At 61.6% G+C, this 25,902-nt stretch carries 27 protein-coding genes and 1 tRNA gene; 15 read left to right on the top strand and 13 right to left on the bottom strand.

Annotated elements, in window-relative coordinates:
• Positions 1-76: 76 nt before the first annotated feature.
• The 4 genes from QQ658_RS01680 to QQ658_RS01665 are packed head-to-tail and all read right to left on the bottom strand — an operon-like array spanning position 77 to position 4,611.
• Positions 77-1,072, bottom strand: a complete 996-nt coding sequence (locus tag QQ658_RS01680) for an ABC transporter permease (RefSeq protein ID WP_286025958.1) — start codon at positions 1,070-1,072, stop codon at positions 77-79.
• Positions 1,069-2,640 (bottom strand): sugar ABC transporter ATP-binding protein, encoded by a 1,572-nt coding sequence (locus QQ658_RS01675; protein ID WP_286025957.1) that lies wholly within the window; start codon positions 2,638-2,640, stop codon positions 1,069-1,071. The genes QQ658_RS01680 and QQ658_RS01675 overlap by 4 nt, the downstream gene beginning before the upstream one ends.
• Complete coding sequence (locus QQ658_RS01670) at positions 2,637-3,077, bottom strand: RbsD/FucU family protein (protein ID WP_286025956.1); 441 nt, start codon at positions 3,075-3,077, stop codon at positions 2,637-2,639. The genes QQ658_RS01675 and QQ658_RS01670 overlap by 4 nt, the downstream gene beginning before the upstream one ends.
• Positions 3,058-4,611, bottom strand: coding sequence for a rhamnulokinase (locus QQ658_RS01665; RefSeq protein WP_286025955.1), 1,554 nt, complete (start codon positions 4,609-4,611; stop codon positions 3,058-3,060). Before QQ658_RS01665 ends, QQ658_RS01670 begins: the two co-directional genes overlap by 20 nt.
• A gap of 449 nt (positions 4,612-5,060) precedes the next feature.
• Between QQ658_RS01665 and QQ658_RS01660 the strand changes: the two genes are divergently transcribed.
• The 3 genes from QQ658_RS01660 to QQ658_RS01650 all read left to right on the top strand — a co-directional run bounded on the left by QQ658_RS01660 (position 5,061) and on the right by QQ658_RS01650 (position 9,532).
• A complete protein-coding gene (locus tag QQ658_RS01660; protein ID WP_286025954.1) occupies positions 5,061-6,830 on the top strand; it encodes an L-fucose isomerase in 1,770 nt (589 codons plus the stop codon).
• A 343-nt stretch (positions 6,831-7,173) separates the two neighbouring features.
• Positions 7,174-7,974 (top strand): MarR family winged helix-turn-helix transcriptional regulator, encoded by an 801-nt coding sequence (locus tag QQ658_RS01655; RefSeq protein WP_286025953.1) that lies wholly within the window; start codon positions 7,174-7,176, stop codon positions 7,972-7,974.
• Between the two features lie 334 nt (positions 7,975-8,308).
• The gene (locus QQ658_RS01650; protein WP_286025952.1) at positions 8,309-9,532 is read left to right on the top strand and encodes a GNAT family N-acetyltransferase; all 1,224 of its coding nucleotides are present in this window, start codon (positions 8,309-8,311) and stop codon (positions 9,530-9,532) included.
• A 184-nt stretch (positions 9,533-9,716) separates the two neighbouring features.
• On the opposite strand, the gene QQ658_RS01645 is transcribed toward QQ658_RS01650, so the two are convergent.
• Positions 9,717-10,292, bottom strand: coding sequence for an NADPH-dependent F420 reductase (locus QQ658_RS01645; protein ID WP_286025951.1), 576 nt, complete (start codon positions 10,290-10,292; stop codon positions 9,717-9,719).
• Positions 10,293-10,492: 200 nt separating this feature from the next.
• Between QQ658_RS01645 and QQ658_RS01640 the strand changes: the two genes are divergently transcribed.
• A complete protein-coding gene (locus QQ658_RS01640; RefSeq protein WP_286025950.1) occupies positions 10,493-11,965 on the top strand; it encodes an ATP-binding protein in 1,473 nt (490 codons plus the stop codon).
• Positions 11,966-12,207: 242 nt separating this feature from the next.
• On the opposite strand, the gene QQ658_RS01635 is transcribed toward QQ658_RS01640, so the two are convergent.
• Genes QQ658_RS01635 through QQ658_RS01625 form a run of 3 tightly spaced genes read right to left on the bottom strand, consistent with a single transcriptional unit; the run spans position 12,208 to position 13,242 of the window.
• Entirely contained in the window at positions 12,208-12,615 is a 408-nt protein-coding gene (locus tag QQ658_RS01635; RefSeq protein WP_286025949.1) for a VanZ family protein, read from the bottom strand.
• A 58-nt stretch (positions 12,616-12,673) separates the two neighbouring features.
• Positions 12,674-12,994, bottom strand: a complete 321-nt coding sequence (locus QQ658_RS01630) for a type II toxin-antitoxin system RelE/ParE family toxin (protein ID WP_286025948.1) — start codon at positions 12,992-12,994, stop codon at positions 12,674-12,676.
• Positions 12,991-13,242: an addiction module protein gene (locus QQ658_RS01625; RefSeq protein ID WP_286025947.1), complete on the bottom strand. Its 252-nt coding sequence runs from the start codon at positions 13,240-13,242 to the stop codon at positions 12,991-12,993. Before QQ658_RS01625 ends, QQ658_RS01630 begins: the two co-directional genes overlap by 4 nt.
• A 231-nt stretch (positions 13,243-13,473) precedes the next feature.
• Here QQ658_RS01625 and QQ658_RS01620 point away from each other — a divergent pair, with 231 nt between their 5' ends.
• A complete protein-coding gene (locus QQ658_RS01620; protein WP_286025946.1) occupies positions 13,474-13,887 on the top strand; it encodes a DUF1801 domain-containing protein in 414 nt (137 codons plus the stop codon).
• 97 nt (positions 13,888-13,984) lie between these two features.
• On the opposite strand, the gene QQ658_RS01615 is transcribed toward QQ658_RS01620, so the two are convergent.
• Positions 13,985-15,448 carry an Nramp family divalent metal transporter gene (locus QQ658_RS01615; protein ID WP_286025945.1) on the bottom strand — a complete coding sequence of 488 codons (1,464 nt, stop codon included), beginning with the start codon at positions 15,446-15,448 and terminating at the stop codon, positions 13,985-13,987.
• Between the two features lie 305 nt (positions 15,449-15,753).
• On the opposite strand from QQ658_RS01615, the gene QQ658_RS01610 reads away from it, so the two are divergent.
• Positions 15,754-17,109: a C1 family peptidase gene (locus QQ658_RS01610; protein WP_286025944.1), complete on the top strand. Its 1,356-nt coding sequence runs from the start codon at positions 15,754-15,756 to the stop codon at positions 17,107-17,109.
• Between the two features lie 111 nt (positions 17,110-17,220).
• Here the strand turns inward: QQ658_RS01610 and QQ658_RS15325 are convergent, their stop codons facing one another.
• The 3 genes from QQ658_RS15325 to QQ658_RS01600 are packed head-to-tail and all read right to left on the bottom strand — an operon-like array spanning position 17,221 to position 17,865.
• Complete coding sequence (locus QQ658_RS15325; protein WP_353057934.1) at positions 17,221-17,403, bottom strand: sigma factor-like helix-turn-helix DNA-binding protein; 183 nt, start codon at positions 17,401-17,403, stop codon at positions 17,221-17,223.
• Positions 17,357-17,617: a Txe/YoeB family addiction module toxin gene (locus tag QQ658_RS01605; protein ID WP_286025943.1), complete on the bottom strand. Its 261-nt coding sequence runs from the start codon at positions 17,615-17,617 to the stop codon at positions 17,357-17,359. The genes QQ658_RS15325 and QQ658_RS01605 overlap by 47 nt, the downstream gene beginning before the upstream one ends.
• On the bottom strand, positions 17,614-17,865 hold the full coding sequence (locus QQ658_RS01600) for a type II toxin-antitoxin system Phd/YefM family antitoxin (RefSeq protein ID WP_286025942.1): 252 nt from the start codon (positions 17,863-17,865) through the stop codon (positions 17,614-17,616). The genes QQ658_RS01605 and QQ658_RS01600 overlap by 4 nt, the downstream gene beginning before the upstream one ends.
• Before the next feature lie 202 nt (positions 17,866-18,067).
• Here QQ658_RS01600 and QQ658_RS01595 point away from each other — a divergent pair, with 202 nt between their 5' ends.
• The 8 genes from QQ658_RS01595 (at position 18,068) to QQ658_RS01560 (ending at position 24,740) form a co-directional block, all read left to right on the top strand.
• Positions 18,068-19,717, top strand: coding sequence for an ABC-F family ATP-binding cassette domain-containing protein (locus tag QQ658_RS01595; RefSeq protein ID WP_286025941.1), 1,650 nt, complete (start codon positions 18,068-18,070; stop codon positions 19,715-19,717).
• A gap of 165 nt (positions 19,718-19,882) precedes the next feature.
• Positions 19,883-20,545, top strand: a complete 663-nt coding sequence (locus QQ658_RS01590; protein WP_286025940.1) for a CatB-related O-acetyltransferase — start codon at positions 19,883-19,885, stop codon at positions 20,543-20,545.
• 203 nt (positions 20,546-20,748) lie between these two features.
• Positions 20,749-21,555 carry an ABC transporter ATP-binding protein gene (locus tag QQ658_RS01585; protein WP_286025939.1) on the top strand — a complete coding sequence of 269 codons (807 nt, stop codon included), beginning with the start codon at positions 20,749-20,751 and terminating at the stop codon, positions 21,553-21,555.
• Positions 21,556-21,562: 7 nt separating this feature from the next.
• On the top strand, positions 21,563-22,336 hold the full coding sequence (locus tag QQ658_RS01580) for an ABC transporter permease (RefSeq protein WP_286025938.1): 774 nt from the start codon (positions 21,563-21,565) through the stop codon (positions 22,334-22,336).
• A 32-nt stretch (positions 22,337-22,368) separates the two neighbouring features.
• On the top strand, positions 22,369-23,145 hold the full coding sequence (locus tag QQ658_RS01575; RefSeq protein ID WP_286025937.1) for a MerR family transcriptional regulator: 777 nt from the start codon (positions 22,369-22,371) through the stop codon (positions 23,143-23,145).
• On the top strand, positions 23,139-23,447 hold the full coding sequence (locus QQ658_RS01570) for a DUF488 domain-containing protein (protein WP_286025936.1): 309 nt from the start codon (positions 23,139-23,141) through the stop codon (positions 23,445-23,447). The genes QQ658_RS01575 and QQ658_RS01570 overlap by 7 nt, the downstream gene beginning before the upstream one ends.
• A gap of 139 nt (positions 23,448-23,586) precedes the next feature.
• Positions 23,587-23,805 carry a hypervirulence associated TUDOR domain-containing protein gene (locus QQ658_RS01565; RefSeq protein ID WP_286025935.1) on the top strand — a complete coding sequence of 73 codons (219 nt, stop codon included), beginning with the start codon at positions 23,587-23,589 and terminating at the stop codon, positions 23,803-23,805.
• A gap of 272 nt (positions 23,806-24,077) precedes the next feature.
• A complete protein-coding gene (locus tag QQ658_RS01560; protein WP_286025934.1) occupies positions 24,078-24,740 on the top strand; it encodes a TMEM175 family protein in 663 nt (220 codons plus the stop codon).
• A gap of 169 nt (positions 24,741-24,909) precedes the next feature.
• Here QQ658_RS01560 and QQ658_RS01555 read toward each other — a convergent pair.
• Positions 24,910-24,982, bottom strand: a tRNA-Lys gene (locus tag QQ658_RS01555).
• A gap of 63 nt (positions 24,983-25,045) precedes the next feature.
• Here QQ658_RS01555 and QQ658_RS01550 point away from each other — a divergent pair.
• Entirely contained in the window at positions 25,046-25,834 is a 789-nt protein-coding gene (locus tag QQ658_RS01550; protein WP_286025933.1) for a tyrosine-protein phosphatase, read from the top strand.
• Positions 25,835-25,902: the final 68 nt, after the last annotated feature.

The following is a 25,902-nucleotide window of genomic DNA, read 5'->3' as shown; positions in this document are numbered from 1 at the left end:
AAGTCTGTGAGGAAAGAAAGGTGCTGCGAGCCCGGGCGTCCGAAATTCGTCGGAGCGGCGACGCTCACGCGCAGGGTTAGTTGCCGCGACGGCGCAGGCTGTCGAGCATCACCGCGCCCATGATGACCAGACCTAAGACGACGGTCTGCCATTCCTGTGGGACCCCGACGATCTGCAGGCCGTTGTTGATGACCGAGATGATGAGTGCGCCGATGACGGCACCGGATACCGAACCCTTGCCGCCGGCCAACGATGCGCCGCCGATCACTGTCGCAGCGATGGCGTTCATTTCGTAACCGGTGCCCACGGCTGGTTGCGCCGAGGACAATCGTGCCGAGATCATCACACCGGCCAAACCGGTGAATACGCCGGCCAGCGTATAGATCGCGACGGTCCATTTCTTGACGTTGACGCCGGACAGGCGGGTTGCCTCGGCATTGGATCCGATCGAAACGTCATAGCGTCCGAGGATGGTCTTGTTGAGGGCGACCGACGCAATGATCGCAGCAACCAGAAAAACCAGCAGGGCATTCGGGATGCCCGGAATGATCTCGCCCGTCGAGATCTTGCCGTAGCTGGGATCCTGGTCGAAGTAGATGGGCGCACTGCCCGACACGACCAGTGCGAGCCCCTCGGCGATCATCATCATGGCCAAGGTGGCGATGAACGGCGGCAGCTTCAGGTATGACACCGCCAGCCCGTTGATGCATCCCATCACCATGCCGCCGCCCAATGCTGCGAGAACGCCGACCCAGGCAGGCATTCCGGCATTCACCACGACCAATCCCGATAGGACTCCCATCAGCGTCATGCCCGTCCCGACCGACAGGTCGATGCCGGCGGTGATGATCACGAACAGTTCGCCCAGTGCCAAGATCCCGATCACCACGGCCGAGAAGAGGATGGAGATCAGGTTGCCGCTCGTGCGGAAGCTCGGGCTGATGAGCGCGAAGAAGGCGTAGATGACGAGTAGGCCGCCGAAGGCCAGCAACTGATAGAGCCCCTTGGTCATCCTCGATCGCTTCTCGGACGCTGCCGTGACCGGCTCTGGTTCCTTCACTTCAGTACTCATGCTGACTCCGTTTCAGAGATGGGTGTGATCGCTCGCACGTCGATGTCATCGGCCTGCGTGCGGGTGGCAAGGTGCAAGATCTTTTCCTGGGTGGCTTCTTCTGCCGTGAGGATTCCTTCGAGCTGTCCCTCGCACATCACTGCAATGCGGTGGGACATGCGGAGAATCTCCGGCATCTCGGAGGAGATCATGATGATCGCCCGCCCCTGCGCAGCCAGCTTCTCGAGCAGCGTGTAGATCTCTTCCTTCGCGCCGACGTCGATACCGCGGGTGGGCTCGTCGAAGATCAGCACGTCACAGTCCTTCGCCAGCCAACGTGCAATGGCTACCTTCTGCTGATTGCCTCCGGACAGATTCTGAACCAGCTGATCGACGGTCGGCGTCTTGATGTGAAGGGAACCACGTTGCGCCTGCGCCTCGGCCGTCATCGCCTTGTCATTGACGAATCCCACTCTGGTGAACTTCTCCTGCATGGCCGACAACGCCACGTTGTGCGTGACCGATTGGCTCAGCAGCAGTGCGAGATCTTTGCGATCCTCCGAAAGGTAGCCGACGCGGTGACGAGCCGCGATCGCCGGAGTCGACAGGTGAACCTTCTTACCCCGCAGATGAAGCGTCCCTTCGGAGATGGGATCAGCGCCGACGATGGCCCGGCCGAGTTCGGTGCGGCCGGCACCGACCAGACCCGCCAGACCGAGGATCTCGCCGGCGTGGACGTCGATGCTGACGTTTCTCAACAGCGTCGCCGTGGACAGATTCTCCACTTGGAGCAACACTGGGCTGTCGGACGAGATGGGCTCCGGCTTGCGCGAGGTGTCGATGCTGCGTCCGACCATCTTCGCAACGAGCTGGCCTTGAGTGGTGTCCTTGGTGGTAACGGTGTCGACGGTGCGCCCATCGCGTAAGACGGTGATTCTGTTCGAAACCTCGTTCAGTTCTTCCAACCGGTGCGTGATGTAGATGACGCCGGTCTGCGGCGTGATGAAGTCGTGAACCAACGCCAGGAGGGCCTCCACCTCCGCATCGTTGAGAGGACTGGTCGGCTCATCCAGGACGAGGACGCGCGGATTGAAGGACAGCGCCTTCGCGATCTCGACCATCTGTTGATGGGCCACCGACATTCTCGAGACGGGCGTAGTGGGATCGATGGTGATGTGTAGCCGGTCGAGCAATTCGACAGCGTGACGATGCAGTGTTGTCTTGTCCAGGAATGGGCCCTTGCGTGGCTCTCGACCGATGTAGATGTTTTGTTCAACGGTGAGGTCCGGAGTCAGGCTGAGTTCTTGATGGACGATCGATATCCCCTTCTTCATCGCATCGGCCACGCCGGTGACCTCCAGCGGCTTCCCTTCAAAAAGGAACTCGCCCGACTCCATCGGATAGACACCGGTCAGCAGGTTCATCAGCGTCGATTTGCCGGCTCCGTTCTCGCCGATCAGCCCCAGTACCTCGCCGTAGCCGAGGGTGAAGTTCACGCCTTCCAGCGCCTTGACGCCCGGGAACGTCTTGCCGACCCCACGGGCCTCCAGCAAAGGAGTGCCGCCGCCCGTCGTTGCCGCCCCGTTCATCGAACCTCGCCCCCGGCGGTGGCCAGCGGGAATGTTCCCTTGTGAAGGATGAGATTTCCGTAGGGACGGCTCTCGCCCGTGCGCACCACCACGGCTGCTTGAGCAGCCTCACGGTAGAACGCAAAACGCTCGACCAGCTGAACCACGGACGGGTCGTCGATCCCGACGGCTCGGATGAGCTCATATTGGACGTCCGAGAGGTTGCCGTCGGCGGTCTCCATGAGTTGAGTCGAGCCTTCGCCATCCAGCAAGATCACCGATCGTATGGCCTTTGCCACACGTGGGGCCGCGAGTCCCGGCAGCTCAACGACCGGTCTGCCCAGCCGTTGCGCGGGGAAGTGTGCGTCCGCCACCACGATGGCGTCGGAGTGGCCCATCGCGTCCAGTTGTCCGAGCAATTCCCCTGTCAGCAGGGGGTCAATTCCAAGTAATGCCATCTCGTGCTCCTTCATCGTCTTCGTGCCCGAGCCCGAGGCTTCGGCCCCGCGCCCGGATGCTCTGCCACCGAGCGAACGCCTCGCGATACACGTCCGTGTTCTGCGGTTGGTACTTTCGCTGACCGGTGCTCGTCCGGATTGCCGCGCGGATATCTTCGATGGAGGAGAATTCGCCTGCGGCCATCAGTTGGATCGCCCCGCTTCCTGCGGACGTCGCCTCCGCCGGGCCCACGCGCGTCTGCAGGGCCGAGAAGCTCGCTATCGCCTGAATCAGTAGCTCGTTCCGGGTGCCCCCGCCCACCACGACGACCGCCGCGGAGGAACCGAGCTCGGTGTCCAGATCCTTGATCACCTGAGCACAGCGCGCGGCCAGGGAGTCCACGATCGCCCGAGCGATCTCGCCAACCGTCTTCGGCGGTTCTTGCCCGGTTCGCTTGCAGTAGTAACGGATCGCGGCAGGCATGTCGTAGGGATGGTCGAACATCGGGCAATCGGGATCGAACAGCCAACGGCCCGCCTGCTCCGAAGCAGCAAGACTATTGAGGCGCTCGTACGAGACATCGATGCCCTGCTCGGCCCAATGCGCTCGGCACTGCTCCAAAATCCACAGCCCTGTCACATTCGCCATTGTCAGAGTGCTGTCGCCGACACCGCACTCGTTTGAAAGGCCCGCGTCCAGCGCGTCCCGGCTGGTCACCGGTTCCCGGGTTTCGCGGCCCACCAGGAACCAGGTCCCCGTGCAGACGAACACCTCCGTGTCGTTTTGCAGTGGAGCGGCCACCACGGCATCCGCGGTGTCATGGCACGCAGGTGCAACCACCTGGATCGAACGAGAGCTCTTGTCCGATGGACGCAGAAGTTCACCGACCGGCTGTCCTGCGGCGACCAGCTCGGGGAAGATACCCGGTGGTAGTCCTGCGTCCGCGATGAGCCGGTGATCCCAGGTCCGCGAGCCCAGATTCAACAGCCCACTGGTCGAGGCGATCGTTTGTTCGGAGACCCGGGACCCGCAAAGGGCATGGTGAACGAGGTCCGGAGTCATCAGCAGCATCGCTGCCTGCGCCAGATGGCCGTGCTGATCCAGGGATTCTGCAGTCAGTTGAAAGACGGTATTGATGGACATGGGCATGACGCCGGAGCACTGATACAACCGTCTGTTCTCGTCGGCCGTACGCGAGGCGAAGACATCGGCGGCAGGGTCGCCCCGATAACATGCCGGGGCCGCGAGCAAGGCACCCGCCTCGTCGAGAAGTCCGTAGTCGACTCCCCAAGCGTCGACGCCGACCGACTCAACGGAGCCGAGCTGATTGGCAAGGTCGATGCCGTATCCGATCTGGGTGACCAATTCGTCCAGATTCCAGGAGAGGCGGCCGTTGCTGTGTACGGGAACATTCGCGAACCTGTGCACGACCTGCTGGCGAAGGTGCGAGCCATTCCAAGATGCGCGCACGACGCGGCCGCCGGATGCGCCCAGGTCGACGGCGATAGCCGTGACCGCACCGCTGTTGCGGAGTCGTATAGCTTCATTACCCATATGTTCGCCTCACAGCCTTGTGAAACCGATTGCTCTGATTGTGACTCTCGGCTCGACCGGCTGTCAACAGCCAGGCTCTCGCGAGTTCCCGAATCGTCGCCTGCCGCATCGTCGAGCAGAGCCGATCAGGAGGATGGCCCGACGCGGCGTCGCTTCGGAAGTCTCTTCGAGCCATCTCATGAACATCGGTTTTACTTGCCTATTTGATCTAGCTTGACCAGATCGGTGGGGTCGTCCGAGGCCATTCTCCGCATTCGAGCCGAGGCGAACTGAGCGCGCAATAGCGCTCAGCAAGTCAACACCCTCTTCGTTGACAGCCCCGCGCAACAGACCTAGCATCTGAGCAACCGATTACTATGCGACCGTAAGGAGCCCTTCGCTCAGTACCGGTTCGAGTTCCGGCGATCAGACCAGCGCCGGTCGAAGTCCAGCTCAAGGGAGAGTGAAAGATGCAGAATCCAGTCATCGGAATCCGCCCCATCATCGATGGCCGGCGGCGCGGAATCCGGGAGACGCTAGAAGACAAGACCATGGCGATGGCGCATGCTGCTGCCGATCTCATCAGCGGCGCGCTCAGATATCCGGATGGTACGCCGGTCCGCTGTGTTATCGCGGACGACACCATCGGACGCGCAGGCGAGGCGGCCGCATGCTCGGAGAAGTTCGCCAAGCAGCCGATCTGCGGTGAACTCTCGGTAACTCCGTGCTGGGACTACGTCACCGAAATCCTGGACCTGGATCCTACGATCCAGCACGCGGTGTGGGGCCTCAACGCAACCGAGCGACCGGGTGCGGTCACCTTGGCCGCTGCGATGGCCGCCTACGCTCAGTACGGCGTTCCCGCCTTCGGCATCTATGGCCGAGATGTGCAAGAAGCCGACGACGATGTGATCCCGGACGAGGTTGCCGCGAAGATCCTGCGGTTCGCGCGCAGCGCGCTCGCCGTCGGACTTCTGAAGCGGCGCAACTACCTGCAGATCGGGTCGCAGTGCATGGGCATCGCCGGTTCGATGGTCGATCCGCACTTCTTCCGGAACTACCTAGGCCTCGGCGTCGAGTCGGTCGACGAGGTAGAGATCGAGAGGCGTATCCGACTGGGCATTTATGATCCGGAGGAGTACTCCACCGCCCGGCAATGGGCCGCGAGCCACCTTCACGAGGGCGAGGATCTGGCCAATGACGAGAAGGATTTTCTCACCGACCAGCAGCGAACAGAGCAGTGGGACTACTCGATCAAGATGGTACTGATCGCTCGCGATTTGATGCTCGGCAATCCGAAGCTCGCCGAACTCGGCTTCGAGGAGGAGTCGGCAGGCCACAATGCGATCGTTTCGGGATTCCAAGGCCAACGGCAATGGACAGATTTCATGCCGAACGGCGACGTCATGGAGACCCTTCTCAATACGACTTTCGACTGGAATGGTCCACGTGAGCCTCTGACGATGGCCACCGAAAATGACACGCTCAACGGCGCGTCCATGCTACTCAACCAGCTGTTGACCAATCGCACTCAGCTCTTCTCCGATGTGCGCACTTACTGGAGCCCGAGTGCGGTCAAGCGGGTGACCGGTGAAGAGGTACCCGAGCATGCCGAGGATGGATTCCTCGATCTTCGTAACTCCGGCGCCACATCCATCGACGCGACCGGAGCCATGGTCGATGCCGAGGGCAGGCCATGCATGAAGGAATGGTGGAATGTCACCGAGCAGGACGTCGATGCAGCGCTCGACGCCGCCACCTTTCATCCGTCCAACAAGCCGTACTTCCGCGGCGGTGGATTCTCCGTCCATTTCCGTACCAGGGGCGGTATGCCTTTGACGATGGCGCGTATCAACCTGGTGGAGGGGCTGGGTCCGGTGCTTCAGCTTGCCGAGGGCTGGTCGGTTGAGCTGTCGGACGAGGCTACCGGCATCATCGAGAAACGCACCGACCCCACCTGGCCGACGACATTCTTCGCTCCTCGTCTGACCGGGAAGGGTGCCTTCACCTCTACTTATTCGGTCATGGATAACTGGGGTGCCAATCACGGTGCGATCGGTTATGGTCACTTCGGTGCCGACCTCATCACTCTTGCGTCCATGCTCAGGATTCCCGTGTCGATGCACAACGTGTCGGAAGGCGACATCATGCGTCCGCGCAACTGGGCATTGTTCGGCACCGCAGACGTTCAAGGCGCCGACTATCGCGCCTGCGCAAACTACGGGCCCTTCTTCAAGTGATGATGCGCCGATGGGGACCGGGGACGAAGTCTTCTTGTTCCCAGTTCCCATCGGCCCTGGGATCCGCTCGACGTTGAAAGAAGTACGGACGCAGAACAGGCCTGCCTGGCACCGCTCGAGACCATACGAGCGTCGCGACAAGGATCGTCCAATAAGAAGATCGTCCAATAGGAAGACAGCCAGGATCGAGCACACCGTGGCATCCACGCGCTCGACTCCTAGCGATCCATGCATTCGACACAAGAATTAGTCAGGTACTTGACTAATCAGTAAAGCCGACGCATAGTTGTTGTCAGGTACCTGACAGAAGGTGAGGACCAATCGAAACAAAGGACGATCAACAATGACTGACAACATCAACGAATACGAACAATCTGACACCCGCCGCCTGGCGGCCGAGCGGCTGCGCGAAGTCGCAGTCCTGCAGTTCCGCAGGCAACGCAGACGCAGGCCGGGAGGCGAGCCGTGGCGTGATCCGAGAGGTGGCCAAGGCCGCATCCTCGCCGTACTGAAGCTCAAGCCCGAGATGACCCAGCGCGAACTGACCTACCTGATGGGCATGTCTCGCCAATCCATGGCCGAGTTGCTGCGCAAGCTCGAGGCCCAAGGCCTTGTCACCCGCGAACCCTCGCCAAACGACCGGCGTACCGTAACGGTCACGCTGACCGACACCGGACGCGATGCCGCTCAGGACGACAGCGCGGAGAGCACCTCCCGGCTCGCATTTCTCGAATGCCTGAGCGACGACGAAGTGGCCAATTTCGCCGACTACCTCGGACGCATCATTGAGCAACTCGAGCAAGAGTCGGGTGATGATTTCCAGGCCCGCCACGAAATGATCCGAGAGTTCCGACAGCATCACGGTCGCGGCCCGCGCGGGCCGTTCCCAGGATTCACACCGGGCGATTTCCCCTTCGGCCCGGGCGGATTCCCCTTCGGTCCCGACCCATGGAGCGAGACCGGATTCGACCCCGAGGAGGACGATGATTTCCGGCCTGGACCACGAAGCCATCACGGCCACCATCACCCGCATGGCCCCCGAGGCGGCCATCCGATGACTCCCCCGTCGTCCGACTCCCCCCAAGATCGGCATGCGGCGGACGACCCGGAGGATCTCGGCTCGCAAGATCCCCGCGAGGACTAACCGGTTCGACTTCTGCGGCCCTCTCGGTCCCATGAGGTGGCTGGCTGGGCAGCAAGAAGACGCAAATCTCGGAAGACTCAAGGACGGCCCGCACCAACACGTGCGCGGGCCGTCCGCCGTTGTGTAAACAGCAACAATCAGGTTGGGTCCGGTCGAGTAGGACGGGCTCTCGGCGATGGACCATGTCCCGCCGGATCCCTGCTGAGATTGCCGGCGCTCCGCTCTTTGGCCCCACGATTCCTGGCGGAGTTGCGCACGAGTTGACGGCTGGCGGATCGAGATCAGCGCCCGCTCGCTGCTGCTCTGCCGCCCTCACAGAAGTAGCGTAGGGCCCATGTCTGAAATTGACTTCGTGCGGCTCGACGAAGGCTGGCGTGAGCGCTTCGAGGCCCTCGACGCCTGGACCTGGCCGAGCTCGTTCTCTATCGAGCAGCGTACGCGGCTTCCGTTTTCGGTCGACTGGCAGCACACCATCGGCCTGGCCGACGGTGACCGTCTCGCAGCCAAGGCCGCCTTCTATCCCTTCCCCGAACTGGCGATCCCGGGTGGACGCATCCGCGCCAACGGGCTGACCTCAGTCTCGGTGCATCCCAACTATCGCCGACAGGGTCTGCTACGTCGCATGATCGGGCGATATCTGGAGGCCGGCGTCACTCGTGGGGATGGGTTGAGCATGCTCTTCGCCCAAGACTACGAGATTTATGGACGCTTCGGTTTCGGGCACGCCAGCGACTCCTATAACCTGCGGATTCCCCATGGCACCCGGCTAATCGCCCCTGACGGATACTCCGCCGACGACTTCAGCATCGACTTCGACTACGCCGATCCCGGGCGCGATGCCCCGTTCATCCATCAGATCCAGCAGGCCCAGACTCGTCCAGGAACCCCGGTGCGAGAGCTGCCCGGTTTCCAACAGCACGCCTTGACCAGCGAATTCGCTCCCGGCCAGCCGCTGCGCATCCTGCGCGTGGCCCGCGGTGATGAGCCGGCCGGCTATGCACTTTTCACGCGTCCGCATATCAGTGATCGGGCAGGAATAGCACCGGTCACCGACTGGAACGCGCTGGATGCGGGAGCCCAGTATGCGCTGTGGCAGGCGATGGCGGACGTGGACCTCGTCCGGATCGTGGAGGCGCAGCGAGTGCCGGTGGACTCTCCGCTCGTCTTCATGCTGCCCGATCCCAGGGCGGCCACTCCAGGGGTGCAGGACGACCTTTTCGCTCGCATCCTCGATCTGCCGGTCTGCCTCGCCAGCCGGCGGTACGAAGCCGATCTGGACCTTGTGCTGCAGATCGACGACCCCTTGTTGCCGATCAACCATGGCCTGTGGCGAATGGTGATCTCCGGCGGCAGAGCCGAGGTGAACCGGGCCGCAGCGGGGGCCGCGGCTGACGTGTCGTTATCGATTTCACAGTTGTCTGCGGCCTATCTTGGACGCCCGGTTCTCGCCGGAATGGCACGAGCGGACCAGATCGTCGAGCATGTGGCCGGGAGCGCCGATCTCTTGCATCGGGCGATGTCGTGGCCGGTGCAGCCTGCGGCCACCTGGGTGTTCTAGCCCTGACGAGGAGTGACACAACGAGTGGCGGTTTCTGTCACAACTTCTTCATCAACGACTTCGTTGGTCTCATTGTGAAAGGGATCATGACGAGGCGGAGGGATCAGGCGCCCTGGTCCCTCCGCCTTTCCGGAAGCGCAGTGAAGCGGTTACGGGACGACCGTCTTCCGCAGGACTGGACGGCTCACTTGAACAGCGCGAAACCGTTCGTCCAGCCGATCTGATTGGTGCCCGCTAGGAGCAGTTGGGTGTAGCCGAGAGATTCGAGTTCCGCTGCACGATCGAGGCCACCCAGGTCGTAAACAGCGGCGCCGGATGCGGTGACGACTTCGCCGAAAGTCTTCTTCGCGTCCGCGTCGTCGCCGGCGACCAGCACCGAGATCGGGGCAGACTCGACCTTGCCGGAAGTCAAAGTCGCGGCGAAGTTTGTGTTGAATGCCTTCAGCACCTTCGCGTTCGGGGCGGCGGCAGCCAACTCGGCCGCGGCGCTGCCTGCAGGCAACTTGATCGGCGTGAAACTCGAGAAATCCAAGACGTTGGTGATATCGACGACGATCTTGCCGTCCAGCTTGCTGCCCAAAGTGCCCGCGATCTCGGTGAGCGCGGTGTAGGGAACCGCCAAGACGACGATGTCGCCCTCAATGGCGGTGCTGGCCAAGTCACCATGGTTGACAACCTGAACCGTCGCACCCGCGCGGGTGAACAACGCCTGAAGTGCCTGAGACATATTTCCGGAACCAACGATGCTGATACTTGTCATCTGAGCTTCTTTCCTTTCAACGACCTATCTTGCACGACAGCACACGCAGCCGTCGTTATTCCGGGGCAGGCCGTGGAGCACACGATCGGGTCCGCAGCCCGTCGCCTATAGGCCCCTTAGCCGCGAGATGACCTCTGGAACCAAGGCTCGAAAGGCAGGACGCCACCCCAGAGACGCTCGCGGAGAGTTTACATACATTCATGTATGATACGTCCATGTATGATAAACGGCAGCCACCCTTCTATGGTCGTTCTGCAACCATCTCGACACTGCAGGATCACCTTGACGCTGTGACACACAGTGGTCAAGGCCGAATTCTGGCGATACATGGACGCAGGCAGATCGGAAAGTCGACCGCCGTCGAGCAATTCGTCCGGCACTGCGAGGCACCATATGTATTCACCGTCGCCACTCAAGGCGCCGGCGTTCGCACACAACTTGAAGATGCCACGCTCGCTCTGACCGAGTCGCTCAGGCCACTGCCCGGCGCAGATCTCACAGCCGAACTCAGCGTCCCGGGCTGGCGTGAATGGCTTCGCATCACGGAGGAAGCAGCACGTGATCATCCGATCGTCGTCGTGCTGGACGAATTCCCATGGGCCGTTGAAGCAGATCCATCATTAGAAGGAACGCTGCAGAATATCTGGGACCGCCGCCTGGAAAAGCTACCTATTCTCCTCATTCTCATCGGTTCTGATGTCGCAATGATGGAAAGCCTCAATGAACATGGACGTCCTCTTTTTGGCCGGGTGCGTCCGTTGGTTATCGATCCTTTGAATCCGGCTGAAATAGCACAGGCGATTCCTGATTCGAGCGCTACCGATGTCTTTGACGCATATCTGATGACCGGAGGATATCCACGACTCGTCACTGACCTGGCTCACGGCGGACAAAGCGCCATTCACTATGCGCATGAGGCGCTGCGCGACCCGTACAGCCCACTGGTGTCAACCGCGCGTTTCACGTTGGATGCCGAGTTTCCCGATTCTCGTGCGGCGTCGCGTGTGCTTGCGTCGATCGGGGCCGACGAAACCACGACCCCTCGATTCAACGACCTCGTTGCGAGTGACTTGAATGCCACAGAAACGGCCCGGATTCAGACCGCGACAACTCGTGCACTGCGCGTCCTAACCGACGAGAAACTCCTGGTCACCATGGAAGTACCCGCCTGGGCTTCGAATAAAGGGCGCCTGCGTCGATATCGAGTTACCGATCCCTATCTACGCTTCTGGTTTCGTTATATCGGTCGGGATTTTGAGCAGATCTCCCGCGGCCGCTCCGACCTGGTTATCTCCCGACTCGACAGGGACTGGCCGTCGTGGCGAGGCCGCAGCATTGAGCCGGTCGTCCGAGAGGCACTGCTCCGATTGGCCGCCCACGACGATCGCTTGGCCGCTGTCGAGCAGGTCTCGGCATGGTGGACGAGAGACGGACAAAAAGAGTTTGATGTAGTCGCAACCAGTCCAGATCACACCGTGTTACTCGGAACCATCAAGTGGCGCCCGGATGGTCGCGTATCTCGTCGAGAGATCGCCGCGCTTGCCGAGGCGCGCAAGCTGGTCCCCCGAAGCACGGACGCACGACTCGCTGCCGTCACTCCGGAATCCACCAACGCGGTCGATGTCGATCTCTCCTTCAACGCGGCAGATCTGCTGGCGTCCTGGCCGCAATAGGAAGGGGAACAGTTCCCCCGGCCCGAAGCCAGTTGAACACGGCAAGCCAGTTGAACACGGCAAGAGCAGTTAGCGAGTGCGGCGTCATTATCGACGCCGACACAATGCATTGGTATGAATGTCAGCCCCCAAGTAAAATTAAGTCTTCCGATAGGCATTTGATGATCGATCTCGCCGAATCGTGGTATCGCTGACTGATCGCCGGTCATCCGCCACGGAATTCACCCTGTTCGTCGGCTGCTTCACTTTTCAGCCAGCTGCTCGCGCCGACCTCTCCACAACGTCGCCGTGACCGCGACCAGCAGCACGCCGGCCCAGTCCGCCAACACGTCGCGCCAGTCACCGGCGCGTCCATCGATCCACAGCCACTGAATGATTTCCGATATCGGGGCGTGAACAAGGGGAATGCCCAGCGCCAGCCAGGCCGGCCAACGGGCGAGGATGCCTACGAGAGCGATGAGCGCAAACGACGACCCATGGACGATCTTGTCGAATCCGGGCTCTCCCATCGCCGTCGGCCCGGGCAGTGGACGAAGCAGGTCCCACAGCGACGCAAGTGCACCCGGCCCATCACCGACATCGGGGGTATACAGCAGGACGCACTGGATAGCGAACAGCACCACCCAGACGATCACCCACCGTTTACGCACATGCCAATTATCGGGCAGGCCGCGTCGCCCGAAAAACAGATCAGCATTCTCACGAGGCCTATGAACTCGCAACTCTGGATTTCCAATATCCAGGACGACGGCTTTGGTGCGCGAACGCAACAACCATCAGTTGGTCGTCCCTCGTGAAATAGACGACGCGATACGGAAATCCTCGCAGTTTCCGCGTCCGAACAACTGGCAGACGCGTCCAGCCAGGAAAAATCGGCCACGCCTCCGGATTCCGGGCAATATCTTCGACTGCTCCTGCAGCCGCCGCATCAAATTCAGCTCCGAGCCCGCGTTCTCTTTCCTCGTAGTAGCGGACCGCGTCAAGAAATTCGGCGTCTGCCTCGGGGTGCAGATTCCTCTGAAGAGTCACTTGTGCAACTCGTTCAGCAGCGCGCGTGCCTTGGCGCGGGTTTGCTCGAAACTGACCAGCTCAACCTTTCCTTCAAGGATCTCGTCAAGCCGGGAACCTATCTCTTCGCGCCAATCAGCATCAACTTCGGTGTGCGTAATGTGGTCTTCCGCATCAAGGCTTTCCAGCAAGCGGTGGGCAACCACGGCGCGTTCATCCAGATCGAGTTCAAGCCCCGCCCGGAACACCTCGTCAGCTCGTTGCGTCATACAACGAGTCTAGGACGAACGGCCGAGCCGATCCCATGCCCGAAGACACTTCACTTCTGTGATGCCCCAGGCGATGAACCTTCGCGAGTCCGACCGGCAAGTGTTCCCACAACGATGAATGCGAAGGCCGTTCCATAGACGGTCTCCGAAGTCTGACTCCCCGTCGTCGTCGGGCCTGTGGGCGAAGGCGACAACTATTCATGCACCGACGTGTTCACATACGCTTGACCGATGGACGACGAGATCACCGAGTTCATCGCCGGCGTCACTCCTATGAAGCGCCGCCGTGACGCCCGGACGCTGCTGGCATTGTTCGCCCGCGCCACCAGTGAACAACCCCGGCTGCAAGGAACGATCATCGGCTACGGCAAATACGACTACCGCTACGACAGCGGGCGAACAGGTACGAGCCCTGCCGCAGCGTTCTCGCCTCGCAAGGCCGCAACCTCGATCTACCTCGCTGATGGCACCTCCGCACACACAGAACGGCTCGCACGTCTCGGCCCGCATCGCGCCGCAGTGGGATGCGTCTACCTGACCGACCTCGAACAGAACGACCTGGGCGTCCTCGAAGAAATCGTGCGTGCATCGTTCAGGACGCTGACAGCGGGCACCTATACCAGTCGCGCCCGAGACGGCGAATGACGAAGACAAAGCCTCACAAGATCAGATCCGGCCGTACAACTCGGCCTGTACACCAGCGCCCTGTGATTCAGGCCCCATGGACGACGGGCCCGGCCGCCTACAGAACATCGACAACTGCGAGTGCACCGACAGCAAAGATCGAGACAGCGGAGATCAGCAAATAGACCATCGTCGGTGCGCCGTCTCTGATCCGTTTATCGGTCTCGGTGAACGAGAGATAGACCGTGGCGATCGCGATGATCATGAGGTATACGGCCTGTAGAATCCCTGCGAGGATGACCAATTGCAATGGCTCCTGAAACACGGTGGCAGTCAAACCCCAGCACACCGGCAAGATGACCATGAGCGTCCGCAGAACCCGGTTTCGCCGCTTGGCATCGGCCCAGTCGAACACACCGAACACCGCGAGCGAAGCCGCGAACTGGCGCGACAGATTGGGCGTCGCGGTGAACAGGGTCTTGGCCAAAGTGATGGCAGAAAGCAGCAAGAACACCGGACCGACCCAGGCTCCGAGGGTATCGGTGAAGATACGGGAAATGGTCTCGATTACATCGATGCCGGTCGGGCTGAGACCCTGCTTGTAGAGCACTGTCGCACCCAAGATGTAGAACGCCACGGTGGCCAACGTGTACACGAACCAGGACACCCAGGCGTCCTTCTTCATGACCGAGATCCAGCCGCGGGCGCGCCGTACCCAGTCGTCCGAGCCGTCGTTCGGGCCGGTCCAGGTGGCGTAGCCTTTTTCGACAACCCAGAAGGTGTAGCCGGAGATCTCGTTGGCATTCACACCTGTCAAGCCGAACATTGACAGTGCGATGCCCATCGCGCCAGCCGAGAGCTTGAACCTCATGCCGTCTGCCAGGTCGCCGGCCGTCCACGCGAACTCCGTCGCCTGGATGCCGAACACCATCACGATCACCGCTACGGTAACCAGAAGAACCAGGGCGGTCGAGACGGTCTCGATTACCGAGTAGCGGTTGAGTTGGTGAATAACGATCACGATGACCGTGAAGATCCACGACCAGATACCGATGGACAGGGCCGAGAACGGATCTCCTCCGATCGGCAGCAGCATCGACATCGCAACTGCAGACGCGCCCACGATGCCACCAAGGTTCGCCAAGAACTGTAGGAATTGGAGGATGACGAGGTAGGACGCCCAACTGCGCTTGCCAATCTTCGGCGGAACGTGGTCGTATCCGAAGATGCCGGGCTTGCCGGTGGAGATCGACCAGCGGGCGAGTTCGATCTGGACAGCCACCTTGACGACGGTTGAGACGAGGATCAGCCAAAGCAGCATCATCCCTGCCTTGGAGCCCAACGTTGTGGTGGTGATCAATTCGCCAGAACCGACAATACCGGCGGACGCGACCATTCCGGGCCCGAAAAAACGCAGGCTTGCAGCCCAACCCTTCGGGGGCTCCATCACCTTGGACGGATCCAATACATAGGGATCGGAATCGTCGCTCGCGGTCACCATGCCGACATGAGTGGAGGTTTCGGTGGCTTCGCTTTCAATTGCCGGGTCGTGGTCATCCGACGAGTGGAGCCTCGTAGTCATGGGTGTTTTCTCCGAACGGTTTGGTCGAGCTACCTTGCTTGATTCTGTGAGCGCCTCATCATCAAGGCGATCTTGCCGTCAGTTGATAAGGCTAGGGTTGAGCGGAAGCACTGTCAAATAGGATCTACGAATTTGTGAGTCCCCAGACCCGGCAGCGAACGAAGCAGATCCCAAAGTGGCGCGAGCACGCCCATACAGGAAGCGACACGCAGCGACAATTCGCCTGGGGTCCTGCATCACACCGCGTATCTGCGGTGAGCATCCCGCTCTCGCCTTGACTGGCTCGTCCGCGGTAGAACTGATGCATGACTTCACGACCGCAATCCCCGACCGCATCTGATGCCCTCACCGACGACGTGCTCGCCGAGTTCGCCGCGATCGATGATCCTGCCTTGCGGCTGGCGCTCAATGCCGTGACCAAATCGGGCATCGATGAGTCGTCGCTCGACCGCGCCAAGGTGGTCGCGACGCCGAGAGTGATCTCGAACCGGTTGGACGATTGGGCGATCACCTCACAGAAGAAGTCCGGACGCTGCTGGCTGTTCTCGTCCCTCAATCTGCTGCGCGCCACAACCCGAGCGAAACTCGGCGTCAAGGATTTCGAATTCTCGCAGAATTACGCGATGTTCTGGGACAAATTCGAGCGCGCCAATTTCTTTCTCACCGATATCATTGCGACCGCTTCCGAGCCGCTGGATTCGCGGCTCATTCAATTCTTGCTGGCCGATGTGCTGGGTGATGGTGGCCAGTGGGATATGGCGGTGTCGGTCTATCAGAAGCATGGGGTTATTCCGAAGGAAGCGATGCCCGAGACCCAGGCGTCGAGTTGCACTCATCGGATGAACACCCAGCTGCAAACGCTGCTCCGGCGAAGCGCCCTCGAATTGCGTGAACAGGTGAACTCGGGTGCTTCGTCCGAAGACCTGGCAGCAATCAAGAAGGCCGTGCTCGGCGAGGTCTGGCGCATTTTGGTCATCAGCTTGGGTAATCCGCCGTCCAGCTTCGAATGGGAGTGGATCGACGATGACAAGGCGTTTCATCGCGACGGCGTGCTGACTCCTGCCGAATTCTACGATCGTTACGTCGGCATCGACCTCACGAATTACGTCTGCTTGGTGGACGACCCCCGCACCGAGCACCCCAAGGGAGCTGCGCTAACCGTCGAGCATCTCGGCAACGTCGTCGGTGGGCGCGAGATTCGCTACATCAACGCACCGATGACCACCATCAAGAAGCTTGCCGCCGACGCCATCTGCTCGGGCGAACCGGTCTGGTTCGGTGCCGATGTCTCGAAGCAGGGCGATCGGGACCTCGGCCTGTTGGTCGGCAATCTGCACGATTATTCGGGTCTGTTCGGTGTCGATCTGTCGACGACCAAGGAGCAGCGGGTGAACACGGGCGAGTCGGCCATGAATCACGCCATGTTGTTCACCGGCGTCGACCTGGCCGACGCCGGCACGCCGCGCCGCTGGAGGGTCGAGAACTCGTGGGGTGATGAGCCCGGCGACAAGGGCTTTTTCACCATGGACGATGCCTGGCTCTCCGACTACGTCTTCGAAGTGGTCGTCAAGATCGACGCGTTGCCCGACGACCTGCGTCCGGCGGTGGCTTCCGACCCGATCAAACTGCCCGCCTGGGACCCGATGGGCACCCTCGCCTAATCGACCGATCATTGTGTGGGTTCAGCGCCCGTCATGGCGTCTGAACCCACACAATGACAAGTCCTCTGCCATCAATGCGCCCACTTCTCGCAGCCGCGGCCCGACCACATCTCACGCCTTTGCGAGTTGTGAGATTCGACCGCGGGAGACTCCGAGCACCGCGGCGGCATCTGTCACCGACAAGCCTGCCTCATGCAAGCGCCGCACAACATCACGCAATTTGGGGGCTGCTGCAGCGGTGGCCAGGTCACGCGTCGTAATGGAAGCGAGCTTGGAGGATGATGATCTCAGCATCACCAATTCTGTAAACAAGGCGATGTTCCTCGGTGATGCGACGCGACCACACCTCACCTAGCTGATACTTGAGCGCTTCGGGCTTGCCGATCCCGTCCTTCGGTGTGCGCATCGCAGCGTCAATTAATTTGTTCACTCTTTTGAGTGTGGCGCGATCAGTCTCTTGCCAGTGGCAGTAGTCATTCCAGCCATTGGCCGTAATTACCAACTTCACGCGCGGTCAAGGTCATGGCTATGCACATCACCGGCCGCCGCCTGAGCAAGGGATTCGAGCAGATGCTGCGCATTGGCCTTGGTCGAGAACAGATAACGAGTTGTCTGCCAGGCCTCAAACTCCGCTTCGGAGATCAGAACAGCATTCCCGGCCTTTGAGGTAATGCGTACCTCGGTATGATCTTCATTCACCTCGGCAATGAGCGGAAATAGCTCCCTGCGGGCCGTGCTCGCGGAGATCGTTGACATACAGCCTCCTACAGTACTGGTACCGGAAATTGTACCATCCGATGCACTGGTAGGCTGGCCACGTTCCGATTTCCTGACTAAGGATTTGTCATGCTGATCTACGACCGTCTGGCTGCGTCCATCACGCGCTGACGTCGTCGATCGTCCTGAATGGTTGGGACTCCGTTGTCAGCGCATCCACTGACAACTTTGGGAGCCCAACATGTCTATTACACAAAAGCCGGCCGTGACGCTGGCGAACCTTTCTTTCACGTGGTCGGACGGTGATCTCGTCTTTCGTGACCTGTCCGCTACGTTTGCCACGGGTCGGACTGGCCTGATCGGGTCGAATGGCACCGGCAAGACGACGCTGCTACGCGTCATCGCGGGCGACCTCACCGCGACATCCGGCTCCGTGATCGTGACCGGGCAGGTTGGCTACCTGCCGCAACACCTCACCTTGGACACGACCGCGACAGTCGCCGAGCTGCTCGGCGTCCATGATCGTCTGGACGCGTTGCGCGCGATCGAATCCGGTGACGCCGATCCGGCTCACTTCGAGGTGTTGGCCGACGACTGGGAGGTCGAGGCCCGGAGCCTTGCCGCCCTTGACCGAATCGGCCTGCCCGGCATCGAACTGGATCGTCTCGTCGGAACCTTGTCAGGGGGCGAAACCGTGCTGGCCGCGCTCGTCGGCCTGCAGCTTTCCGGGGACGAAGTGGTGCTGCTGGACGAGCCCACGAACAATCTCGATCGCGATTCGCGCCGCCTGCTGTATGAGGCGATCAGGTCGTGGAAGGGCTCGCTCATCGTTGTCAGCCACGACATCACCCTGTTGAACCTGATGGACGCCACAGCCGAGCTGCGCGATGGCTCGCTCACCATTTTCGGCGGCCCTTATGACGCGTATCAGGAGCACCTGGCCGCCGAGCAGGCCGCCGCCGAACAGGCGCTGCGTTCGGCCGAGCAACACCTCAAAACCGAGCAACGCCAACGCGTCGAGGCACAGACGAAACTGGCGCGCCGCCGGCGTTACGCGCGTACCGACTTCGAGAACAAGCGCAAGCCGAAGATAATCATGAACAACCGCAAGCAGGAGGCCCAGGTCTCGGCCGGCAAGCTGCGCGGTCAGCTCGACGCCTCGGTCGACGTCGCGAGGCAGCTGGTCGCCGACCAGGAGGAACGCATTCGCCGCGATGCCACGATCTCCATTGATCTGCCCGATCCGGATGTACCCGCGGGGCGCAGACTCGCCGAACTACGCGACGACCATGGGCACGGGTTCATCGTCCAGGGGCCCGAACGCGTTGCTCTGGCGGGCCGCAACGGGATCGGCAAGACCCGGCTCTTGGAGACCCTCGTGAGTCCCGACGACCGTCGACCTGTCGAGACGACGAGCGCACGAACTCCGATGTGCCACGCGCGCCGCTTCACCGATCGGATCGGCTATCTGCCGCAATGTCTCGACCATTTGGACGACAGCGCGACACTTCTGGATACCGTTCGTGCCGCCGCGCCCAGCATTCCGGACGGCGAACTGCGGGCAGGCCTGGCACGATTCCTGTTCCGCGGTGACGTCATCAACCGGCAGGTCGGTGACCTGTCAGGCGGGGAGCGATTCCGGATCGCGCTGGCCACCTTATTGTTGGCCGACCCAGCCAACCAGTTGCTCGTCCTGGACGAACCGACCAACAACCTCGACCTGCACAGCGTCGACGAACTCGTGGACGCACTGTCCGCCTACCACGGAGGCCTGATCGTCGTCAGCCACGACGATCGCTTCCTCGCCCGCCTGGGCATCGACACCTGGATCACCATGGACGAGGAAGGCCTGCATCAGGCCACATCACCGGAGCCATTCGCGGATGCGTGACCTCGCTACTCTCGCGTCCGCGACCCGAACCTAGTGGATTTCTCCACTTGAACCTAGTGGATTTTTCCACTGGTGCGTTCTTGATGCTTTGCCGCGAACGCTCTTGCCCGACCGAAAAGTAGCGTTGCCAAGGTAAACCGTCAGAATCACTCACGAGGAGACCCAATGACGCACGTCCCGGATCCTGACCAGCTCACCCCGACCACCCGGCCGAACCTCACGAATGTCGCCTTTCTCAAGAACCAGATCACCTCGACGTTCATCGAGGTCGGCGACTTCAGCTACGCCGACAGCGAGGGTGACCCAACCCCGTTCGAGCAGCGCTGCGTGAAGTACCTGTACGGGCCACAGATGCTGCGCATCGGCAGATTCACCACCATTGGACCCAAGGTCACCATCTTGATGCCCGGCGGTAACCATCCGATGGCGGGGCCCTCGACCTACCCATTCACGATGTTCGGCGGCGACTGGGCCGACGCCACCTTGGATACCTTTCTGGCGATCGAGCAGCCCGGGGACACCGTCATCGGCAACGACGTGTGGATCGGCCGCGGCGCGATGATTCTACCGGGCGTCACCATCGGCGACGGCGCCGTGATCGGTGCGGGCAGCGTCGTCACCAAGGATGTCGGCGCCTACCAGATCGTGGCAGGTAACCCGGCACGCCTGATCCGAACCAGGTTTACGGACGAAGAGACAGCGCTGCTCCAAACCGTTGCCTGGTGGGACTGGCCTGTTGAGACCATCACCCGTCACGCGGCCGTAATCATGGGCGGCAACCCACGCGAGCTCGCCGCTCTCGCGCCCGCCGAACATGAAGGACGATGAGCACCGCACCACGGGTTCCCGGCTGCACTGAGACTGCCGGAGGACAGCCAGAGCCCGCGGAAAGTGAGCGTCCACCAGCGGCGTAAACCGATCTCGAGCTGTGGCAAGAGTTTGGGCTTGACCTTGATCCTGCATCAACCCTGCACCCTTGTAGTGGAGCTTCCCGCCTCGGCGGTCCAGCTCCGCGATAAAGGAGGTAAACAATGTCGACAAACACTCCGACGATCCGGGTGCGAGGTCTGGAGAAGGCGTATGGGAAGCTCACGGTGCTTCGCGGGGTGGACTTCGACGTCGCCCGAGGCAGCATCTTCGCCCTGCTCGGGTCGAACGGCGCGGGCAAGACCACGGTGGTGCGAATCCTTTCCACCCTGCTGAAGGCCGACGCCGGCAGCGTGACCATCAATAGCTTCGACGTAGCCACCCAGCCGGCCCAAGTGCGCGAGTCGATCAGCCTCACCGGGCAGTTCGCAGCCGTGGACGAGATCCTCACCGGACGAGAGAACCTCGTCCTCGTCGCCAAACTCCGTCACCTGAAGAACCCCGGCGCGATCGTCGACACCCTGCTCAGTCGGTTCGCGCTCACCGAAGCCGGTGGCAGGAAGGTCGCCGAGTACTCCGGCGGCATGCGTCGCAGGCTGGACATCGCGATGAGCCTCATCGGCGACCCGCCGGTGATCTTCCTCGACGAACCCACGACGGGCCTCGACCCCGAACGACGTATCGAGGTCTGGCGAGCCATCAAGGAACTCGCCGCGGGAGGGACGACGGTGCTGCTGACCACGCAGTACCTCGATGAGGCCGAGGAGTTGGCCGACCGGATCGCGATTCTGCACCAAGGACGCATCCTCGTCGAGGGCACCCTCGATGAACTGAAGAAGCTGTTGCCGCCCGCCGAGATCGAATACGTCGAGAAGCAGCCGTCGCTGGAGGATGTCTTTCTCTCCCTCGTCGGCGACGGCAACGCGCGGGACACCGGCGGCGACCCCACCACCGAACCAGGAAAGGAATAGGACGATCATGGCCACGCATTTCTTCGCCGACACGGCCACGCTCACCGGGCGGTCGCTCAAACACATCACCCGCAGCCCCGACACGATCATCACGACGGCGATCCAGCCCGTAGCGATCATGCTGCTGTTCGTGTACGTCCTCGGCGGCGCCATCCAGACCGGGCCCGAGTCCGGCACCGGCAGCTACATCGACTACATGCTGCCGGGCATCCTGCTCATCACGGTCGCGATGGGCATCTCGTACACCGGCTACCGGCTCTTCACCGACCTGACCGGCGGCATCTTCGACCGGTTCCACTCGCTGCCGATCGCCCGATCAGCAGCGCTCTGGGCACACGTGCTGACCTCGCTGGTCGCCAACCTCATCTCGCTGGTCATCGTCGTGGGTGTCGCCCTGCTGATGGGCTTCCGGACGAATGCCGGCCTGCTCGACTGGCTCGCCGTCGCCGGCATCGTCGGCCTATTCGTCCTCGCGCTGACGTGGATCGCGGTGATCGCCGGGCTCTCGGCCAAGTCGATCGACGGGGCGACCGCGTACTCCTACCCGCTGATCCTTCTGCCGTTCATCAGCTCAGCGTTCGTGCCGACGGACTCCATGCCCGGGCCCGTGCGCTGGTTCGCCGAGCATCAGCCGGTGACATCCATCGTGAACACCATCCGCGATCTCTTCGCCGGACGACCCATCGGTGCAGACCTTGGGACAGCCCTGGTCTGGTGCATCGGCATTCTCGTGGTCGCGTATCTACTCGCCATCACGATCTATCGGCGAAAGATCACCTGAGGGACTGGAGGGACCTAAGGCAAAGTGGAGCCATGCTCACAATCAGCCAGCTCGCCGCCTATGCGGGCGTGACGGTCGCCACGGTGCGGCACTACCACAAGATCGGCCTGCTGCCCGAGCCCGAACGCAACCACTCCGGATATCGCAGCTACGATGCCGCAGCCGTGGTACGGCTGATCCGTATCCACGTCCTGGCCGGTGCAGGCGTGCCGCTGGCTCAGGTGGGAGACCTTCTCGACGCCGAGCCGGACGCATTCGCCGAACAGGTTCACGACATCGATGCGCGGCTGCGGGCCGAGGTGCGGCGGCTTCAGGACACCCGCAAGCGTCTCGCCCGCCTCGCCGCCGGTGAGCAACTGGCGCTTCCGGCCAGCGTGGTCGGCTACCTCGACCGGCTGCGCCGGATGGGCGTCCGGGAGTGGTACATCGAAAAAGAGCGGGACGCCTGGATCGTGATCGCCGCGCAGATGCCGGAGCGGATCGACGCGATCATGGCGAACAAGCACGAGGACCTGAATGATCCGGACGTACTGCGGCTTTACAGCCTTGTCAGCGAGGCGCTCGAATGGGCCGCTGACGATCCTCGCGTGGCCGAAATCGCCGATATTTTGGATCGCATGAACGCCCGATCCCTCAAGTCCGGCAAGCGGGACGACTTCGAGCTCGACCATAACGTGGCCGCCGTCTTGGACGCCGCATCGGCCGAGACCTCTCCCGTTGCCCAACGGCTGTTCGCCCTCTTGGAGGAACGAGGCTGGAAAGGGATCGTCCGATCTGAACCCATCAGCCCCGGCAAACGCCGATGGTGACCCTCACCGAGGACTATGCGCCGCTGAGCACGCCGCGCATCCTGACGGTGGGACACTCCACCCATCTCATCGAACTCGCAACACCCGGACAACTGCCCGTGATCATGTGCTCCGAAGCGGTGTGGTGGCGCTGCCACCGCCGCATCATCGCCGACCACCTCCTCGCTCGGAACATTCCCGTCGCCCACCTCATGCCTAGCGGACGCCTGACACCCGCCACTCTCACCAAGGGCGCTCGCATCGACGGCAACGGCATCGTCACGTATCCGATGAACAAGACCGATGGACGACCGGTTTGCTGATCGACACGAAACGGAGTGCTCTGAACGCCCGAAGCATTGCGTTTATCGCCGAGGTCGTCGGAACCGTTCACTGTGAGATTCAGGAGAGCTGGCCCCGACCGCGTATGCGGCGGAGAATCGAAGAGGAAGGAAAATGAGCATGAGCGAACGATTCAAAGTCGGCGACCACGTCAGCTGGAATTCCGAAGCCGGACGCGTCAGCGGACACATCACCAAGGTGCATACCAGCGACTTCGACTACAAAGGCCACACACACCGAGCCAGCAAAGACGATCCGCAGTACGAGATCGAGAGCGACAAGACCGATCACGTCGCTGCGCATAAGGGCAGCGCCCTACGGCGCCTCGCTGATTCCTGAGCTGTTCCACTGAGTGGGAGACATGAACCAGAGTCCCGACGCCCTCTTATCTGGTGGGACTCTTCGCGCTGACGATCGCAACCGGTGTCGTGGACGCATGGCTAAGCGTCGTGGTCGCGTGACCTCGTCGTCCGTATTTTGGTAACGCATGCATCATGCCGATATATCCGTCGTCGTTCGCGCCGGACGCCTACTGAGGAGCGCTCAGTCATGGCGGACGACCAGTGCTGCACCCGATAATTGAGCCAATCGGGAGACGAGGGGATAGGGCAATGGTTGAACGACTATTCGCGCGCGAGAAGCCTGAATACGACCGTGGTGTCGGCTTCTTCGACGCGATCTACGGGTTCGCGATCACACTACTCATCGCGAATATCGATCTGCCGCAAGCCGAGTCATGGCGCTCCATGCACGCGCTGTTGTCCGACGGCTTAGCCGACCAACTACTCGGCTTCGTCATCAGCTTCATCGTCATCGCAACGTTCTGGAAACGCAACGCCGAACTTCTCAGCCATTTCCTCGGGCTCGATGGCGCCCTTATCGTCGCGAATCTCGCACTCGTAGGGCTCATCGTCTTTCTTCCGTTCACGACTCAGGGCATCAGCGATCCGAAGGTCTCCGATTATCCGCTGGCGACGGTGCTGTACGCACTCAATATCGCACTCGCGATCCTTACCCAGCTCGTCATGTGGGAGATCGCTCGTTCACGCGGTCTGGTCGTCGACGATGTTCCCGGGGCGCGGTGGGCCGTGCGTATCGACGCTGCGGCCCAAGCGGCCGTGTTCCTCGTTTCCATACCGGTCGCCGCGGCGGCCGGCCCAACGGCCGGCCAGCTCACGTGGCTGCTGCTACCCATCGTTGCGATAGTGACAGGACGCTGGCGCCACCGCGTGACGCAACGTGCGCTGGGCGAAAACCCGACACAGGTGTCCTGATCTGCACCAGCGCCAGATCCCGACAGTGGAAACCCGCGAACTCGACGACGATGCAAATGTTGATCAGGGTGCCTGCGACCCGATCGACGATGGTGGCCCGGGCGGTATTCCCTCGGAGATCGGTGGCCTGCGTCCCTCGACCCACGCGAAGAACTCGTCCGATCGGCTGTGCGCCCACAGGGGCTCGAACCCTGGACCCGCGGATTAAAAGTCCGCTGCTCTACCAACTGAGCTATAGGCGCGTCACGCAACAGCACAAGATTAGCGGCATCGCCGAAAAGATGCACTCCGGGTAGTCTCACTCCATGGACCGCCGGATTGCCCTCGCCACCGCCCCGAATATGCGCGACCTGGGCGGGCTTCCGGTCGACGGCGGCACCGTGCGTCCGCGCCAGATCTATCGCTCCGCGACTCTTGCCAACCTTTCGGACGAAGACCTGGCTGCCTTCGAGCGACTCGGCGTCCGCACCATTTACGACATGCGAACCGCAGTCGAACGCGCCGCTGCCCCCGACACCGTGCCGGCCCACATCACCCAAATCGCACTCGATGTGCTTGCCGACAGCGCGATCGGGCTCGCCTCGCAGACCGCCGAGATCAGCCAGAATCCGACCGTGATTCTCGATCTTCTGGATAGCCCGGACGCGGCTCAGACCATGATGCGAAGCGAATACCGCGACTTTGTGTCGCTGACTTCGGCGCAACGCTCTTATCGGACGTTCTTTGAAAGCCTCGCCGATCCCAAACGCACGGGAACCGCACTCGTCCATTGCACGACCGGTAAGGACCGCACGGGTTGGGCGTCCGCAGCATTTCTGCTGCTACTCGGTGCGGACGAGCAGACGGTGCGCGACGACTACTTGCAAACCAACGCCGACCTGCTGCCTGCGCTTCAACCATTGGTCGACATGGCCGCCGCGCAAGGCATCGAGCCCGAGATGATCTTGCCGATTCTGGGCGTACGAGACAGCTATCTGGACGCAGCTCTCGACCAGGTCGCAATCGAATTCGGGACGGTCGAGGACTATTTCATCAACGGTTTAGGCCTCGGTACCGCAATGCTCGACGCATTGCGCTTGCGATTCGTTGACTAAGTGGGCTCTCCACCCGAGCAGGCAAATGGGCCGGTCACCTCTTCCATCCGAAGTAGGTGACCGGCCCA

Origin of the sequence: Propionimicrobium sp. PCR01-08-3, assembly GCF_030286045.1 — a bacterium.
Taxonomy (GTDB): Bacteria; Actinomycetota; Actinomycetes; order Propionibacteriales; family Propionibacteriaceae; genus Brooklawnia.
This window is presented reverse-complemented; position numbering and strand designations above follow the sequence as displayed.

Excerpts from the sequence above, each read along its gene's own strand:
- QQ658_RS01680 (WP_286025958.1), bottom strand. The coding sequence starts at position 1,072 with ATGAGTACTGAAGTGAAGGAACCAGAGCCGGTCACGGCAGCGTCCGAG.
- QQ658_RS01675 (WP_286025957.1), bottom strand. The coding sequence starts at position 2,640 with ATGAACGGGGCGGCAACGACGGGCGGCGGCACTCCTTTGCTGGAGGCC.
- QQ658_RS01670 (WP_286025956.1), bottom strand. The coding sequence starts at position 3,077 with ATGGCATTACTTGGAATTGACCCCCTGCTGACAGGGGAATTGCTCGGA.
- QQ658_RS01665 (WP_286025955.1), bottom strand. The coding sequence starts at position 4,611 with ATGGGTAATGAAGCTATACGACTCCGCAACAGCGGTGCGGTCACGGCT.
- QQ658_RS01660 (WP_286025954.1), top strand. The coding sequence starts at position 5,061 with ATGCAGAATCCAGTCATCGGAATCCGCCCCATCATCGATGGCCGGCGG.
- QQ658_RS01655 (WP_286025953.1), top strand. The coding sequence starts at position 7,174 with ATGACTGACAACATCAACGAATACGAACAATCTGACACCCGCCGCCTG.
- QQ658_RS01650 (WP_286025952.1), top strand. The coding sequence starts at position 8,309 with ATGTCTGAAATTGACTTCGTGCGGCTCGACGAAGGCTGGCGTGAGCGC.
- QQ658_RS01645 (WP_286025951.1), bottom strand. The coding sequence starts at position 10,292 with ATGACAAGTATCAGCATCGTTGGTTCCGGAAATATGTCTCAGGCACTT.
- QQ658_RS01640 (WP_286025950.1), top strand. The coding sequence starts at position 10,493 with ATGTATGATACGTCCATGTATGATAAACGGCAGCCACCCTTCTATGGT.
- QQ658_RS01625 (WP_286025947.1), bottom strand. The coding sequence starts at position 13,242 with ATGACGCAACGAGCTGACGAGGTGTTCCGGGCGGGGCTTGAACTCGAT.
- QQ658_RS01620 (WP_286025946.1), top strand. The coding sequence starts at position 13,474 with ATGGACGACGAGATCACCGAGTTCATCGCCGGCGTCACTCCTATGAAG.
- QQ658_RS01615 (WP_286025945.1), bottom strand. The coding sequence starts at position 15,448 with ATGACTACGAGGCTCCACTCGTCGGATGACCACGACCCGGCAATTGAA.
- QQ658_RS01610 (WP_286025944.1), top strand. The coding sequence starts at position 15,754 with ATGACTTCACGACCGCAATCCCCGACCGCATCTGATGCCCTCACCGAC.
- QQ658_RS15325 (WP_353057934.1), bottom strand. The coding sequence starts at position 17,403 with ATGCTGAGATCATCATCCTCCAAGCTCGCTTCCATTACGACGCGTGAC.
- QQ658_RS01600 (WP_286025942.1), bottom strand. The coding sequence starts at position 17,865 with ATGTCAACGATCTCCGCGAGCACGGCCCGCAGGGAGCTATTTCCGCTC.
- QQ658_RS01595 (WP_286025941.1), top strand. The coding sequence starts at position 18,068 with ATGTCTATTACACAAAAGCCGGCCGTGACGCTGGCGAACCTTTCTTTC.
- QQ658_RS01590 (WP_286025940.1), top strand. The coding sequence starts at position 19,883 with ATGACGCACGTCCCGGATCCTGACCAGCTCACCCCGACCACCCGGCCG.
- QQ658_RS01585 (WP_286025939.1), top strand. The coding sequence starts at position 20,749 with ATGTCGACAAACACTCCGACGATCCGGGTGCGAGGTCTGGAGAAGGCG.
- QQ658_RS01580 (WP_286025938.1), top strand. The coding sequence starts at position 21,563 with ATGGCCACGCATTTCTTCGCCGACACGGCCACGCTCACCGGGCGGTCG.
- QQ658_RS01575 (WP_286025937.1), top strand. The coding sequence starts at position 22,369 with ATGCTCACAATCAGCCAGCTCGCCGCCTATGCGGGCGTGACGGTCGCC.
- QQ658_RS01570 (WP_286025936.1), top strand. The coding sequence starts at position 23,139 with ATGGTGACCCTCACCGAGGACTATGCGCCGCTGAGCACGCCGCGCATC.
- QQ658_RS01565 (WP_286025935.1), top strand. The coding sequence starts at position 23,587 with ATGAGCGAACGATTCAAAGTCGGCGACCACGTCAGCTGGAATTCCGAA.
- QQ658_RS01560 (WP_286025934.1), top strand. The coding sequence starts at position 24,078 with ATGGTTGAACGACTATTCGCGCGCGAGAAGCCTGAATACGACCGTGGT.
- QQ658_RS01550 (WP_286025933.1), top strand. The coding sequence starts at position 25,046 with ATGGACCGCCGGATTGCCCTCGCCACCGCCCCGAATATGCGCGACCTG.